Here is a 13,627-nt window from a genome sequence, read left to right as displayed (position 1 = left end):
CATATGTCCCTGTTCGACTGGCTCAAGGGAGCCGAACACCATGATGCACCGGCCCCGGTGGTGGATAGCGTTATCAAGCTGGCGCTTTACCAAAAGGCCTGGTGTCCCTACTGTCAGCGGGTAAAGGCGGCGATCGATGAATTGAGTCTCGACATCGTCGAATATGACACCAACGAGCCGCAGCATCTGCAGGCGCTGCTGGCGGGCGGCGGCCAGCGCATGGTGCCCTGCCTGCGCATCGAGTTCGAGCCGGGGCGGTATTACTGGCTGTACGAGTCCATGGATATCATCGCCTACCTGCGTCGTCATTTTGGAGTAGGGCAGTGAGCGCCTTCCGGCTGCATCCGCAATTGGCGGCGGATTGCCAGGTGCTGGGGGAACTGCCTTTGAGTCTGGTGTTGCTGGCCAACGATGGCCGCTACCCCTGGTTGATCCTGGTGCCCCAGCGGGCCGATATCCGGGAAATCCACTGGCTGAGTGAGGACGACCAGCTGCAACTGCTGCGGGAGTCCTGTGCACTGGGACGCTTGATGGAGACCGAACTTTCGGCCGATAAAATGAATGTCGCCGCCCTCGGCAATATGGTGCCCCAGTTGCATCTGCATCATGTGGCCCGCTTTACCTCGGATGTGGCCTGGCCCGCGCCTGTCTGGGGCAGGTTTCCGGCTCAGCCTTATACCGACCCTGATGCCGAAGCCGGACTCTGGCGCCGGCGGCTAAGCCAGTTGGAAGGCTTTCGCGTCCGTTAAGGGGCACCAAAGCCGCCTTAGTTCTTCGCCAGCATCACTTCGCTGACCTTGCTCAGCTGTGCCAGCAGCTTGTCAGCCCTGGGCCTGAACGTGGCCAGTTCGCCGCGGGACAGTATCGCCGCCTGGGGCAGATCCACCGTCTTGGGATCCTGGTGCACCCCGTTGACCAGGAATTCATAGTGCAGATGAGGGCCGGTTACCCGGCCGGTGGCGCCTACGGTTCCGATTTGTTGCTCCTGCTTTACCTTCTCTCCTTTTTTCACCATGCGTTGGTGCAGGTGCAGATACTTGGTGAGGTAGGTACCGTCGTGACGGATCACCACATAGTTGCCGTTGAACTGGCTGTAGCCGGACTCCACCACCACGCCGTTGCCGGCGGCCACCACGGGAGTACCGGTACGAGCCGCGTAGTCGATGCCCCGGTGGGCCTTGATCTGGCCGGTGACCGGATGCAGGCGGCGTGGGTTGAAGTTGGAACTGATATGGGAGAAATTGACCGGTGCTCGCAGAAAGCTCTTGCGCATGGCGCGGCCTTCGGGGGAATAGTAGTTGCCATCGTCATGGCGGACCGCCCGGTACACTTTGCCTTGATTGACAAACTCGGCAGCCAGGATATGGCCGGTATCCACATGGATGCCGTCTTTATAGCGCTGCTCGTAGAGTACCGTGAAACGGTCGCCGGCACGGATATCCAGCGCAAAATCCACATCCCAGGCAAACATGGCAGCCAGGCTCAGGATCTGTCCCGGGTTCAGGCCGGCACTGATGCCGGCGTTCCAGAAATTGGAGTTGACCGAGGCCTGAGCGTATTGGGTGCGATGTTCGAGCTGGGCACGGATGATGCGGCTATGCAGCTCCGCATCACGCCGTTTGATCTCCAGGGTCCGGGCGGCATCCAGCGGGTAACTGAGGGCGGAAAAATGGCCTTTTTTATCCAGGAAAAAGGTCAGCCGTTCACCGGGATGAATTTTCTTCAATTGCTCGGCATGCTCGCCCAGTTGGCTGATGTCGTGCAACAGGGTCGAGGACAGTCCGTTACGGGCGAAGATGGAGGACAGGGTATCGCCGGGACTGACCTTGACGACCAGCTCCCGGGCATGCAGGTTTTCATCCACAAAAGGCACATCTTCCACTGCCAGTACCAGTGGCTGGCTTCCCGGGAGCAGATCGTCGGGCTGATCGCGGCTGGCCAAGGCCGATTCGGTCGGCGCCATGATCAGTAGCACCATGGCGGCACTCAGGGCACCGATGGCTATCTTGTGGCCACGGGGTAATAGTTTGAATACTTTTATTACGGGCATAGTGGACTCTTCCCTGATTTACGTAAGGATTTTACAGCCTTTCCAATTTCACCGCCATTCCAGTAATATGCCTTCCTTATTTGTTTGGTCGTCTGAATAACCAATAGGGCAACAACTCCGCATGGGTCTGTTCTCTGCGGCTGAAGTGTTTACACGGGGCATCATTGATGCTGTGCGGACCCGCTGCCGCCGCCTTGTACGCAGTTCTAGCCCTGGTTGCCATCGGTTGGGTTATTCAGGTTCACAGCACAGGAGTATAGTCGTCATGTCCCAGCTGGAAACGGCATTGGCTGAAATCAAGCGTGGTGCCGAAGAGATACTGGTTGAAGAAGAGCTGGTCGCAAAGTTGAAGGAAGGTCGTCCGTTACGGGTGAAACTGGGGATGGATCCTACCGCGCCCGATATTCACCTGGGGCATACGGTCATTCTCAACAAGCTGCGCCAGTTTCAGGATCTGGGCCATGAAGTCTTGCTGCTTATCGGTGATTTTACCGCTCAGGTCGGCGATCCCAGCGGCAAGAACAGTACCCGACCGCCGCTGACCCCGGAGCAGGTGGCGGACAACGCCAAGACCTACGCCGAGCAGGCCTTCAAGGTACTGGATCCGGCCAGAACCCAGATTGTCTACAATTCCAGCTGGCTGGGCGAGTTGGGGGCCACCGGCATGATCAAGCTGGCCTCGAAGCTGACGGTGGCCCGCATGCTGGAACGGGACGACTTCAAGAAGCGTTACAGCTCCGGCCAGTCCATCGCCATCCACGAATTCATGTATCCGCTGCTGCAGGGCTACGACTCGGTGGCGCTCAGGGCCGATGTCGAGCTGGGTGGCACCGATCAGAAATTCAACCTGCTGATGGGTCGAGAACTGCAGAAGGATGCGGGCCAGTCTCCGCAGGTAGTACTGACCATGCCGCTGCTGGAAGGCCTGGACGGTGTCAAAAAAATGTCCAAATCGGCCGGTAACTACATCGGGGTGGACGAAGCCCCTGAGCAGATGTTCGGCAAAATCATGTCGCTGTCCGACGAACTGATGTGGCGTTACTTCGAACTGCTGTCCCGCCGCAACCTGGAGGAACTGGCCGTCCTGAAACAACAGGTGGCCGAGGGCGCCAACCCGCGCGATATCAAGATACTGCTGGCCAAGGAAATCATCACCCGCTATCACAGCGAGGCGGCGGCCGAGCAGGCGTACCAGGACTTTGTGCTGCGCTTCCAGAAGAACGCCATTCCCGAGGATTTGCCGGAAGTGGTCCTGCAGGCGGGGGGCGAGGGCATCGCCATCGCCAACCTGCTGAAAGACGCCGGCCTGGTGGACTCGACCTCCGAAGCGCTGCGCATGATCAGGCAGGGTGCGGTCAAGGTGAACGGCGACAAGCTGGGCGACGGCAAGCTGGTGGTGCAGCCCGGTCAGGCCGTATACCAAGTCGGCAAGCGCAAGTTCGCCCGGGTGACCGTGGCCTGAGCTCGGCGCGGCATTTGAGGCTCGTTCGTTGAGCGTAACAGGAGCAGGCCATCGGCCTGCTCCTGTTGTTTCCTTATCTTTCCCGCTTCCTGTACCTTATCTGCCGAGGGAAAAGGCCGGCAGTGACAGGTGCCAGCGGATGGCGGCCACCCGTAGGGCGAAGGTACCCAGCATGCCGGCCAGGGTGGCCAGTAGCGGAGTCACGCCAAGGGCCAGGGTGCCGGTATAGAGGATGCCCCCCAGGATGCAGGCGGTGGCATAGATTTCCCGCTGCAGCACCATGGGTACTTCCCGGGCCAGCACGTCGCGGATCATGCCGCCGGCCACCCCGGTGATCACACCCATCACCACCGCCACCATGCCGGAGGTGCCGTGGGCCAGTGCCTTTTCGGTACCGATCACGGTAAAGAGCGCCAGGCCGAAGGCATCGGCCAGGGGCAGGATATACCAGGGCAGCCGGCGCGGCAGCCGGGCGATATACTGGCCCAGCAGGGCCGTGGCCAGTATGACCCACAGGTAGATCGAATCCGCCACCCAGAAGACCTGCTCGGCACCGATGATAAGATCGCGAATGGTGCCGCCACCGATGGCGGTCACCGCCGCCAGCACTATTACGCCAAAGCCGTCCATGCGCAGCCGACCCGCCACCAGCACGCCGGAAAAGGCGAACACGGCGGTGCCGAACAAATCACTCCAGTAGAATACCGCATCGACCAGGGGCTGCATTTATTTCTACCTCAAATAAAAGGGGCGCCATTGTATAGAGGCGCCCCGTCGAACACAATCACCCTCATTCTGCCCGGGCCCGCTCCAGTTGCCGGCACAGCTGGCGGATCCCCTCGGGGGTGCGTGGGGTGAAGCGGTGCAGCAGATCTGCGTCCACCGTCAGCAGCCGAGCCCTTTGCACCGCTTGCAGCGAGGGCCACTGACGCCAGCGGGCCAGCTCTTCATCGTTCGAAGCGAGTATCACCTCGGGATCCTTGGCCAGCACCAGCTCGGCATTCAGTTGCGGGTAGGGTGCCGGGCTGGCGGCCATGATGTTGACGCCACCACAGAGGCGGATGGCTTGCCCCATCCAGGTCCCTTCGTTAGCCGACATCAGCGGCGTCGATCCGAGTTGGTAGAACACCGCTACCGGGCGGGCGGTCCGGTAGCGGTGCTCCAGTTCGGACAACTGCCGTCGGTAATGCTCGGCCACCTGCCGCGCCTGTTGCGTATGCCCGCTCAACTCACCCAGGTATTCCAGCTCGTCGGCCAGATCCAGCAGCCGTTGTGGCTCGGAATAGGCGACGGGGATCCCCAACTGGGCCAATGGCTGCACCTGCAGCTGCTGGGCACTGCGCCAGGCCACGATCAGATCCGGCTGCAGCGCCAGTACCTGCTCCAGGTTGAGGGAACGGTAGTTGGCGACCCTGGGCAGCGGGGCTACCGCCGCCGGATAATCACTGGCCTCGTCGACGGCGATGACCTGCGGGCCTGCGCCGATGGCGAACAGCATCTCGGTAATATGGGGCGTCAGACTGATGATGCGCCGGGCCGGCTCTGAGCGGGGGTCGTCAGAATGAGCCTCATCGGCACCGGCAGTGTCGAGCAGGGTCAGCATCAACAGCAGTAATGACGAGCACCTAATCATGAAGCATCGGCACCAGTACGACCATCCAGGCCAGGGACATCCAGAACAGCAGGGCGATCACCAGGCGCCACAACAGGGCTCGGGTGCTGGCCTCGTTCAGATAATTCTTGCTGCCGAGCTTGGGATAGTAATCGGTGGCATCGGTGTAGCGACGAGGTCCTCCCAGGCTTGCATCCACCCCGGCGGCGGCCACCGCCAGCAGCCGGCCTGCGGCCGGATAGCCCCAGAGCCGGCCCTGGGGCCAGGCCTGGATGGCCCGCAGTGATCCCGGGTAGATCAGCAAGGTTAGCGTCAGCAACTGGAACGGCAGCCAGGCCATAACCCGGTACGAAAGCGAGGGGAGCAGGCCGAAGGCGCGCCACTGGCTCAGTTTCACCGGCCAGGCCTGGGTACAGCTCCGTAGCAGGGCGAACAGCAGGGCGGCATAGATGCCGCCGGCCAGGTACCAGCACAGCAGGGCAAAATCCCCGGCCAGGCGCAGCAGGGCTACTTCCGCCACCGTCTTGTGCAGGCCGAGCGGAGACAGGGGATCCGTCTGCCGCAGGCAGAGTGATGCCAGGCTCAACCGTGCCAATGGCCGTTGCTCCGCCACCTGGCTCAGGCATTGGGGCAGCATCCGGCCAAGTCGTCCCATGTCCAGGCAACACCATAGCAGCAGGGGTTCCAGCAGCGACGGCCAGGGAGCCAAAACGGCCAGCGCCCAATAGGTCGACAGCAAGGGTAACAGCAGGCAAAGCAGGAAGGCACCACCTGCCGCTTGCAGATAACGGGCAGAGTAGTGTTCACCATTGAGCCGGGCTCCGAGCAATGCCAGCCCCTTGCCAAGGGCTGGCTGAAGCTGTTTTGCCGGCAACAACAGATTCAGTATGACCGCCAGGCTCAGCAGGGTGAGCGGATGGGTCAGCAGGGGGAATTCGGACACAGTGTTCAGCCTGGCATCCGTTCCACCATGGTCAGTACCATGGCCGAAGAGTGGCGGGCCGCCACCTCCAGAAAGGCCTCGAAGGACTCGGCCTGCTCCTTGCCGGCGATATCAGAGAGGGCGCGGACCACCACGAAGGGGACCCTGAACTGATGACAGACCTGGGCGATGGCTCCGGCTTCCATTTCGCAGGCCTTCATCGCCGGGAAGTCGGCCATGGCCTTTTGCAACTGTTCCGGACGGTGCATAAACTGATCGCCGGTGCAGATCAGGCCCACCGTCGAGGCGATGCCGCTCTGCTCTGTCAGGCAGGCTCTGGCCAGCTCGATCAGCTCGGCATCGGCGGTAAAGGCCGCCGGCTGTTGCGCCATCTGGCCGATCTCATAGCCGAAGGCGGTCACGTCCACATCGTGGAAGCGGACTTCGCTGGAGACCACCACATCACCCACCCGCAGTGCCGGATCGAAACCGCCGGCGGAGCCGGTATTGATCACGCAACTGGGCGCGAAGCGCTCGAGCAGCAGGGTGGTGGCGATGCTGGCGGCGACCTTGCCGATGCCGGAGCGGGTGATCACCACCTCCTGGCCGGCCAGGGTGCCCTGGTAAAACTCACAGCCGGCCACGGCCGTGGTCTTGGCCTGTTCCAGCCGGGATCTGAGTTCGGCTACTTCCTGCTCCATGGCACCGATAATGCCGATAGTCATAAGGGATTCTCCCGCAACGAAAAGGATGGACGGGAGTGTATCACTATCCGACTGAAAGGCCGATCTGCGATCTGTGCGGGCAGCGGTGTAAGAGACTGTTTGGAGTCTGTTGTACTCGGCCAAAGCGGACGACTCCGCCGACTCGCCGTAAACCCATCCCTGGGGGCTCCCCAAAGCTCGGTATCGCTTGCTGATACGACTATCAGACCACGGCGGGGCTGGAGAGTGGCAGCAGGGATGTGCTTGCAGCGTGTCGGTGGAGGTGGTCCTGTTGACGCTTCGCTGAGTCGTTACAGACAAGCTTTGTGCTTCTGGGAGGAGACAACAGAAACAACAAGGCCGCTCGATGAGCGGCCTTGGAGCACGGAGCTTACGGGGATCAGAGCCCGATATAGTCCATGATGCCTTCGGCGGCCTTGCGGCCTTCGGCGATGGCGGTCACCACCAGATCCGAGCCGCGTACGGCGTCACCGCCGGCAAAGATCTTCGGATGGCTGGTCTGGAAAGCGAAGTCGCTTTGCTCGGGGGCCAGGATGCGGCCACTGCGGTCGATGTCGATACCATACTCTTTCAGCCAGGGCTGATCGTGAGGCTGGAAGCCGAACGCCATGATCACCGCATCGGCGGCCAGCACCTGCTCGGAGCCGGGCACCGGCTCGGGGCGACGACGGCCGTTGGCATCGGGCTCACCCAGTTGGGTGGTGATTACTTCCACCCCGGTGACTCGACCGCTGTCGTTCACCTGGATGCCGGTGGGCTGCAGGTTGAACATGAAGTTCACCCCTTCTTCCCGGGCATTTTGCACTTCGCGGCGGGAACCGGGCATGTTGGCCTCATCCCGGCGGTAGGCGCAGACCACGTGCCCGGCGCCCTGACGGATGGAGGTGCGTACGCAGTCCATGGCGGTGTCGCCACCGCCCAGCACCACGACTCGCTTGCCGCTCATGTCGATATAGTCGTCCGCCTCTTTCTCGAAGCCCAGCACCCGGTTGGCGTTGGAAATCAGGAAGGGCAGGGCGTCATAGACGCCGCTGGCATCCTCGTTGGCCAGGCCGGCTCGCATGTACTTGTAGGTGCCCACAGCCAGGAAAACGGCGTCGTAGTCGTCGAGCAGGGTCTGGAAGCCGATGTCCTTACCGACTTCGGTTTCCAGGCGGAATTCCACTCCCATCTCGGTAAAGATTTCCCGGCGCCGGCTCATCACCGACTTCTCCAGTTTGAAGGAGGGGATACCGAAGGTCAGCAGGCCACCGATTTCCGGGTAGCGGTCGAACACCACCGGCGTGACGCCGTTGCGCACCAGGATGTCGGCGCAGGCCAGGCCGGCGGGGCCGGCACCGATGATGGCAACCTTGCGGTCGGTCTTGACCACCTTGGACATGTCCGGACGCCAGCCCATCTCGAACGCCTTGTCGGTAATGTATTTTTCGATATTACCTATGGTCACGGCACCGAACTGGTCGTTGAGGGTACAGGAGCCTTCGCACAGCCGATCCTGGGGGCACACCCGGCCGCACACCTCGGGCAGGCTGTTGGTCTGGTGACACAGATCCGCCGCCTCGAAGATGCGTCCCTCGTTGGCCAGTTTCAGCCAGTTGGGGATGTAGTTGTGTACCGGACACTTCCACTCGCAGTAGGGGTTGCCGCAGTCCAGGCAACGATCGGCCTGCATCTGGGCCTGGCTGTCGGAAAAGGGTTCGTAGATCTCCACGAACTCGATTTTACGGGTGCCGATCGCCTTCTTGGGCGGATCGACACGTTGCACGTCAATAAACTGAAATACGTTCTGGCTCATCACAATCTTCCTTTACTGCGCATGGACCCGCAGCTCTGCGGTGGAGCGGCTCTGGTGGCCCAAAAGGGATTTCACATCGCTGGATTTCGGTTTGACCAGCTTGAACTTGGGCAGGAACTGGTTGAAGTCGGCCAGTATTTCCTGCGCCCGGTCACTACCGGTTTCCTGCAGATGCTGTGTGATGATGCCGCGCAGGTGCTCCTGATGGATCACCAACTCGTCCAGTTCCAGCAACTCGACCAGCTCATGGTTGGTCTTGAGACGGAAGTCGTCGTCCTCATCCAGCACATAGGCAAAGCCTCCGGTCATACCGGCGGCGAAGTTGACGCCGGTACGGCCCAGTACGGTAACGATGCCGCTGGTCATGTATTCACAACCGTTGTCGCCCACGCCTTCCACCACGGCGATGGCACCGGAGTTACGCACGGCGAAACGCTCGCCGGCACGACCTGCCACGTAGAGGTGGCCGCCGGTGGCGCCGTACAGACAGGTGTTGCCCACCAGGGTGGCTTGATGGGAAGCGAAAGCCACGCCCACATGGGACTTGATCACCAGCTTGCCCCCGGTCATGCCCTTGCCCACATAGTCGTTGGCATCGCCGGTCAGGATCATTTCCAGTCCGCCGGCGTTCCACACCCCGAAGCTCTGGCCGGCGGTGCCGTCCAGATGAATGCGTACCGGGTCTGCGGCCATGCCCTGGTTGCCGTGACGCTTGGCGATTTCGCCGGACAGGCGGGCACCCACCGAGCGATCGGTGTTGCGGATACTGTAATAGAAGTCGCCGCCGCCGCTGGTTTCCACCGCGTTCAGGGCATCTTCGGTTATCTTCAGGTTGAGCTGACCCTTGTCGAAGCCGGGATTCGACTCCTGGCAGAATACCGCCAGGCCCGGCTTGGGCTGGGGCTTGGCCAGGATGCCGGACAGATCCAGCTTCTGCTGTTTGGCGGTCACGCCGGGCAGGGCCTCCAGCAGATCGGTGCGACCGATAAGATCGGTCAGCTTGGCCACGCCCAGGCCGGCCATCAGCTCGCGGGTTTCCTCTGCGATGAACCTGAAGTAGTGCTCCACCATCTCGGGCAGACCGAGGAAGTGGTCCTTACGCAGTTTTTCATCCTGGGTGGCCACGCCGGTGGCGCAGTTGTTCAGGTGGCAGATACGCAGGTATTTGCAGCCCAGGGCGACCATGGGGCCGGTACCGAAGCCGAAGCTCTCGGCACCCAGGATGGCGGCCTTGATGATGTCCAGGCCGGTCTTGAGACCGCCGTCCACCTGTAGCCGTACCTTGTGGCGCAGGCCGTTGGCTACCAGCGCCTGCTGGGTTTCGGCCAGGCCCAGTTCCCAGGGCGAGCCGGCGTACTTGACCGAGGTCAGCGGGCTGGCACCGGTGCCGCCGTCGTAACCGGAGATGGTGATTAGATCCGCATAGGCCTTGGCTACGCCGGTGGCGATGGTGCCGACTCCGGGCTCGGACACCAGCTTGACCGACACCAGGCAGTTCGGGTTGATCTGCTTGATGTCGAAGATCAACTGGGCCAGATCCTCGATGGAGTAGATATCGTGGTGCGGCGGTGGCGAGATCAGGGTGACGCCCGGTACCGCATAACGCAGCTTGGCGATCTCGGCGGTGACCTTGTGGCCGGGTAACTGGCCGCCCTCGCCGGGTTTGGCGCCCTGGGCCACCTTGATCTGGATGACTTCGGCATTCATCAGGTAATGGGGGGTGACCCCGAAGCGGCCGGAAGCCACCTGCTTGATCTTGGAATTCTTCAGGCTGTTGAAGCGACGCGGGTCTTCACCACCCTCGCCGGAGTTGCTCTGGCCGCCCAGACGGTTCATGGCGATGGCCAGGGACTCGTGGGCTTCCGGACCCAGGGCGCCGATGGACATGGCGGCGCTGTCGAAGCGTGGGAACAGGGCCGAAGCGGGCTCCACCTGGTCCAGGCCTATGCCCTGTTCGGTTGTCTTCAGGGTGAAGAGGTCGCGCAGCATGGCTACCGGACGTTCGTTGACCAGGCGGGCATATTCTTTGTAGTCATCGTAATTGCCGGAGCGAACCGCCTGCTGCAGGCTGTTGACCACGTCCGGATTGTAGCTGTGGTACTCGCCGTCGTGCACATACTTGAGCAGGCCGCCCTGGTTGAGCGGCTTGCGGGCGATCCAGGCCAGACGGCTCAGGTTGAACAGGTCCTGCTGGAAGTCCTCGAAGCTGGCGCCCTGTACCCGGCTGGACACGCCATTGAAGCACAGCTCGACCACGTCCTGATGCAGGCCGATGGCTTCGAACAGCTGGGAGCAGCGGTAGGAGGCCACGGTGCTGATGCCCATCTTGGACATCACCTTGTACAGCCCCTTGTTGATGCTGTTACGGAAGTTGAGCACGGCTTCGCGCAGGGGCATCTTGAGTACGCCGTCTTCGACCATACGGCCCAGGGTTTCGTAGGCCAGGTAGGGGTAGATGGCGGTGGCGCCGAAGCCGAGCAGCACCGCGAACTGGTGCGGATCCCGGGTACTGGCGGTTTCCACTATGATGTTGGAGTCGCAACGCAGGTTGTTCTCGACCAGGGTGCGCTGCACCGCGCCCACCGCCATAGCGGCCGGGATCGGCAGCTTGTCCTTGGCGATGTGACGGTCGGTCAGTACCAGCAGGACGGTGCCGTCCTGTACTGCGGCCCTGGCTTCGGCACAGAGGCGTTCGATGGCGGCTTGCAGACCTTCCGCCGGATCGAAGTTCAGATCCAGGATATGGTGTTTGTGGTGGGTCTGCTCCAGCTCCAGCAATTGGTGGAAGTCGGAATAGAGCAGGATCGGCGACTCGAACTGTACCCGGTGGGCGTGGCCGTGGGTCTCGTTGAACACGTTCTGTTCGCGGCCGATCAGGGTGGCCAGGGACATGACGTGGTTTTCCCGCAATGGATCTATGGGCGGGTTGGTCACCTGGGCAAACATCTGGCGGAAGTAGTCGTAGACCGAACGGGCCCGGCTGGACAGCACCGCCATGGGGGCGTCGTCACCCATGGAGCCGACCGCTTCCTGGCCGTTCTCGCCCATGACCCGGATCACCTGGTCCAGTTCCTCCATGGAGTAGCCGAACAGCTTCTGGTAGGTACGCAGGGAGGTCGAGTCCAGTTCGCACTGGCCGGCCTTGTCGTCGGGCAAATCCTCGAAACGGGTCAGGCGACGCTTGTGTTTGGTCATCCACTCCTTGTAGGGATGGCGGCTCTTGAGATCGTCGTCAATCTCGAAGCTGGTCCAGATTTTGGAGGTATAGGTATCGACCACGAACAGCTCGCCGGGACCGACCCGGCCTTTTTCCAGCACCTCATCCGGGGTGTAGTCCCAGATGCCGATTTCGGAAGCCAGGGTGATGAAACCGTCCTTGGTGCGCACGAAGCGGGCCGGACGCAGGCCATTGCGATCCAGGGCGCAGGCGGCGAAGCGTCCGTCGGACATGACGATGCCGGCAGGGCCGTCCCAGGGTTCCATGTGCATGGAGTTGAAGTCGTAAAAAGCACGCAGGTCCTCGTCCATCGACGGGTTCTTCTGCCAGGCGGGCGGGATCAGCATGCGCATGGCGCGGAACAGGTCCATGCCGCCGGCCAGGAAGAGCTCCAGCATGTTGTCCAGGCTGGAGGAGTCGGAGCCCTGGGTATTGACAAAGGGGGCGGCGTCCTTCAAGTCGGGCAGCAGCGGTGAGGCGAATTTGTAGGCGCGGGCCTGGGCCCACTGGCGGTTACCACCTATGGTGTTGATTTCACCGTTATGGGCCAGGAAGCGGAACGGCTGTGCCAGGGGCCAGCGTGGCTGGGTGTTGGTCGAAAAGCGCTGGTGGAATACACAGATGGCCGATTGCAGCCGGATGTCCGCCAGATCCAGATAGAAACGGGGCAGGTCGGCGGGCATACACAGGCCCTTGTAGGTCATCACCAGGTTGGACAGGCTGACCACATAGAAGAATTCGTCGTTGACCCGCTTTTCGATACGGCGGCGTACTATATAGAGACGACGCTCCAGATCCTTGGCCACCCAGCCGGTGGGGGCGTTGACGAAGACCTGCTCGATACGGGGCAGGGAAGCCTTGGCGATATCGCCCAGTACATTGGTATTGACCGGCACCTCGCGCCAGCCGACCAGGCTCAGGGTTTCCCGTTCCAGCTCTTCGTTGACGATCTGCCGAGTCTGTTCGGCCAGTACCGGATCCGGGTTAAGGAACAGCATGCCGACTGCGTACTTGCGGCCCAGGTTCCATCCTTTATCTTCCGCGACGGCGCGGAAGAAACTATCGGGTTTTTGCATCAACAGGCCGCAACCGTCACCGGTCTTGCCGTCGGCGGCGATACCGCCACGATGTTGCATGCGATCCAACGCCGAAATCGCGAGTCGGACAAGCTTATGGCTGGCTTCGCCTTCTGTGTGGGCGATCAGTCCGAAACCACAGTTATCCTTCTCAAGCGTGGGGTCATAAAGAGACATTGCATTCCTCCATTGCTCAAGCCGTGGGGCCGAGCGACTACTTTTGTCAGCACGACATGCTCTGAAGCGTCCGTTGCCATTGGTGGCTAATTTACCAAACTATAGGGAATTTTTTGTGAGGTCAATTAAAGAAATGAAGCCGTAAGTGGCTGTTTGGAGTGGGGTAAAGTAGGATATTTCAATGAAAAACCAGGATGTTTGGTTATAAATCTCACATATATATTTTATGTCGATACTTTATCTTGGTTGTGGAAGTGTTGCAGGATAATATAAATTTCAATGTTTTTTGTTGTTTTTTTACTACACTTTATCCCCAAGCTTTGAGCTGGCTCGCAATTTTACCGGCCCTCCCGCCGATGGGGTCAGGGGTCAGGGGAAAGAAAACCCTTTGGCATCATATGCTTATAAATTCATTTTTGTTGCATAACTTTTCCATTTTTAACCATTAATCATCCTCGGCGGCAAGCTTGACATAAAGTTACCTGTTGGCCGACAGCGGCCGTATTTCTTTGGACGCAACCGGGTACGGGCCGTCTTATCATCGACATGACAGCCCGCCTGTTAGCCGGTATCCTGCCTTTCTGCCGTTGT

At 60.9% G+C, this 13,627-nt stretch carries 10 protein-coding genes; 3 read left to right on the top strand and 7 right to left on the bottom strand.

Annotated elements, in window-relative coordinates; genetic code table 11:
* Positions 1-3: 3 nt before the first annotated feature.
* A complete protein-coding gene (locus ACEVBK_RS17795) occupies positions 4-327 on the top strand; it encodes a glutaredoxin family protein (protein ID WP_375056230.1) in 324 nt (107 codons plus the stop codon).
* Entirely contained in the window at positions 324-749 is a 426-nt protein-coding gene (locus tag ACEVBK_RS17790) for an HIT domain-containing protein (protein WP_375056229.1), read from the top strand. Before ACEVBK_RS17795 ends, ACEVBK_RS17790 begins: the two co-directional genes overlap by 4 nt.
* A gap of 17 nt (positions 750-766) precedes the next feature.
* On the opposite strand, the gene ACEVBK_RS17785 is transcribed toward ACEVBK_RS17790, so the two are convergent.
* Positions 767-2,050, bottom strand: coding sequence for a peptidoglycan DD-metalloendopeptidase family protein (locus ACEVBK_RS17785; protein ID WP_375056228.1), 1,284 nt, complete (start codon positions 2,048-2,050; stop codon positions 767-769).
* A gap of 265 nt (positions 2,051-2,315) precedes the next feature.
* On the opposite strand from ACEVBK_RS17785, the gene tyrS reads away from it, so the two are divergent.
* Complete coding sequence (gene tyrS / locus ACEVBK_RS17780; protein ID WP_375056227.1) at positions 2,316-3,512, top strand: tyrosine--tRNA ligase; 1,197 nt, start codon at positions 2,316-2,318, stop codon at positions 3,510-3,512.
* A 96-nt stretch (positions 3,513-3,608) separates the two neighbouring features.
* Here the strand turns inward: tyrS and ACEVBK_RS17775 are convergent, their stop codons facing one another.
* The 6 genes from ACEVBK_RS17775 to gltB all read right to left on the bottom strand — a co-directional run bounded on the left by ACEVBK_RS17775 (position 3,609) and on the right by gltB (position 13,036).
* Positions 3,609-4,238 carry a trimeric intracellular cation channel family protein gene (locus ACEVBK_RS17775; RefSeq protein ID WP_375056226.1) on the bottom strand — a complete coding sequence of 210 codons (630 nt, stop codon included), beginning with the start codon at positions 4,236-4,238 and terminating at the stop codon, positions 3,609-3,611.
* Positions 4,239-4,302: 64 nt separating this feature from the next.
* Positions 4,303-5,145: a cobalamin-binding protein gene (locus ACEVBK_RS17770; protein WP_375056225.1), complete on the bottom strand. Its 843-nt coding sequence runs from the start codon at positions 5,143-5,145 to the stop codon at positions 4,303-4,305.
* On the bottom strand, positions 5,138-6,067 hold the full coding sequence (locus tag ACEVBK_RS17765) for a cobalamin biosynthesis protein (RefSeq protein WP_375056224.1): 930 nt from the start codon (positions 6,065-6,067) through the stop codon (positions 5,138-5,140). The genes ACEVBK_RS17770 and ACEVBK_RS17765 overlap by 8 nt, the downstream gene beginning before the upstream one ends.
* A gap of 5 nt (positions 6,068-6,072) precedes the next feature.
* On the bottom strand, positions 6,073-6,771 hold the full coding sequence (mtnN, locus tag ACEVBK_RS17760) for a 5'-methylthioadenosine/S-adenosylhomocysteine nucleosidase (protein WP_375056223.1): 699 nt from the start codon (positions 6,769-6,771) through the stop codon (positions 6,073-6,075).
* Positions 6,772-7,150: 379 nt separating this feature from the next.
* The gene (locus ACEVBK_RS17755) at positions 7,151-8,566 is read right to left on the bottom strand and encodes an FAD-dependent oxidoreductase (RefSeq protein ID WP_375056222.1); all 1,416 of its coding nucleotides are present in this window, start codon (positions 8,564-8,566) and stop codon (positions 7,151-7,153) included.
* A 12-nt stretch (positions 8,567-8,578) separates the two neighbouring features.
* Positions 8,579-13,036, bottom strand: coding sequence for a glutamate synthase large subunit (gene gltB / locus ACEVBK_RS17750; protein WP_375056221.1), 4,458 nt, complete (start codon positions 13,034-13,036; stop codon positions 8,579-8,581).
* Positions 13,037-13,627: the final 591 nt, after the last annotated feature.

The organism is Zobellella sp. DQSA1 (genome assembly GCF_041950555.1).
Taxonomy (GTDB): Bacteria; Pseudomonadota; Gammaproteobacteria; order Enterobacterales; family Aeromonadaceae; genus Oceanimonas.
This window is presented reverse-complemented; position numbering and strand designations above follow the sequence as displayed.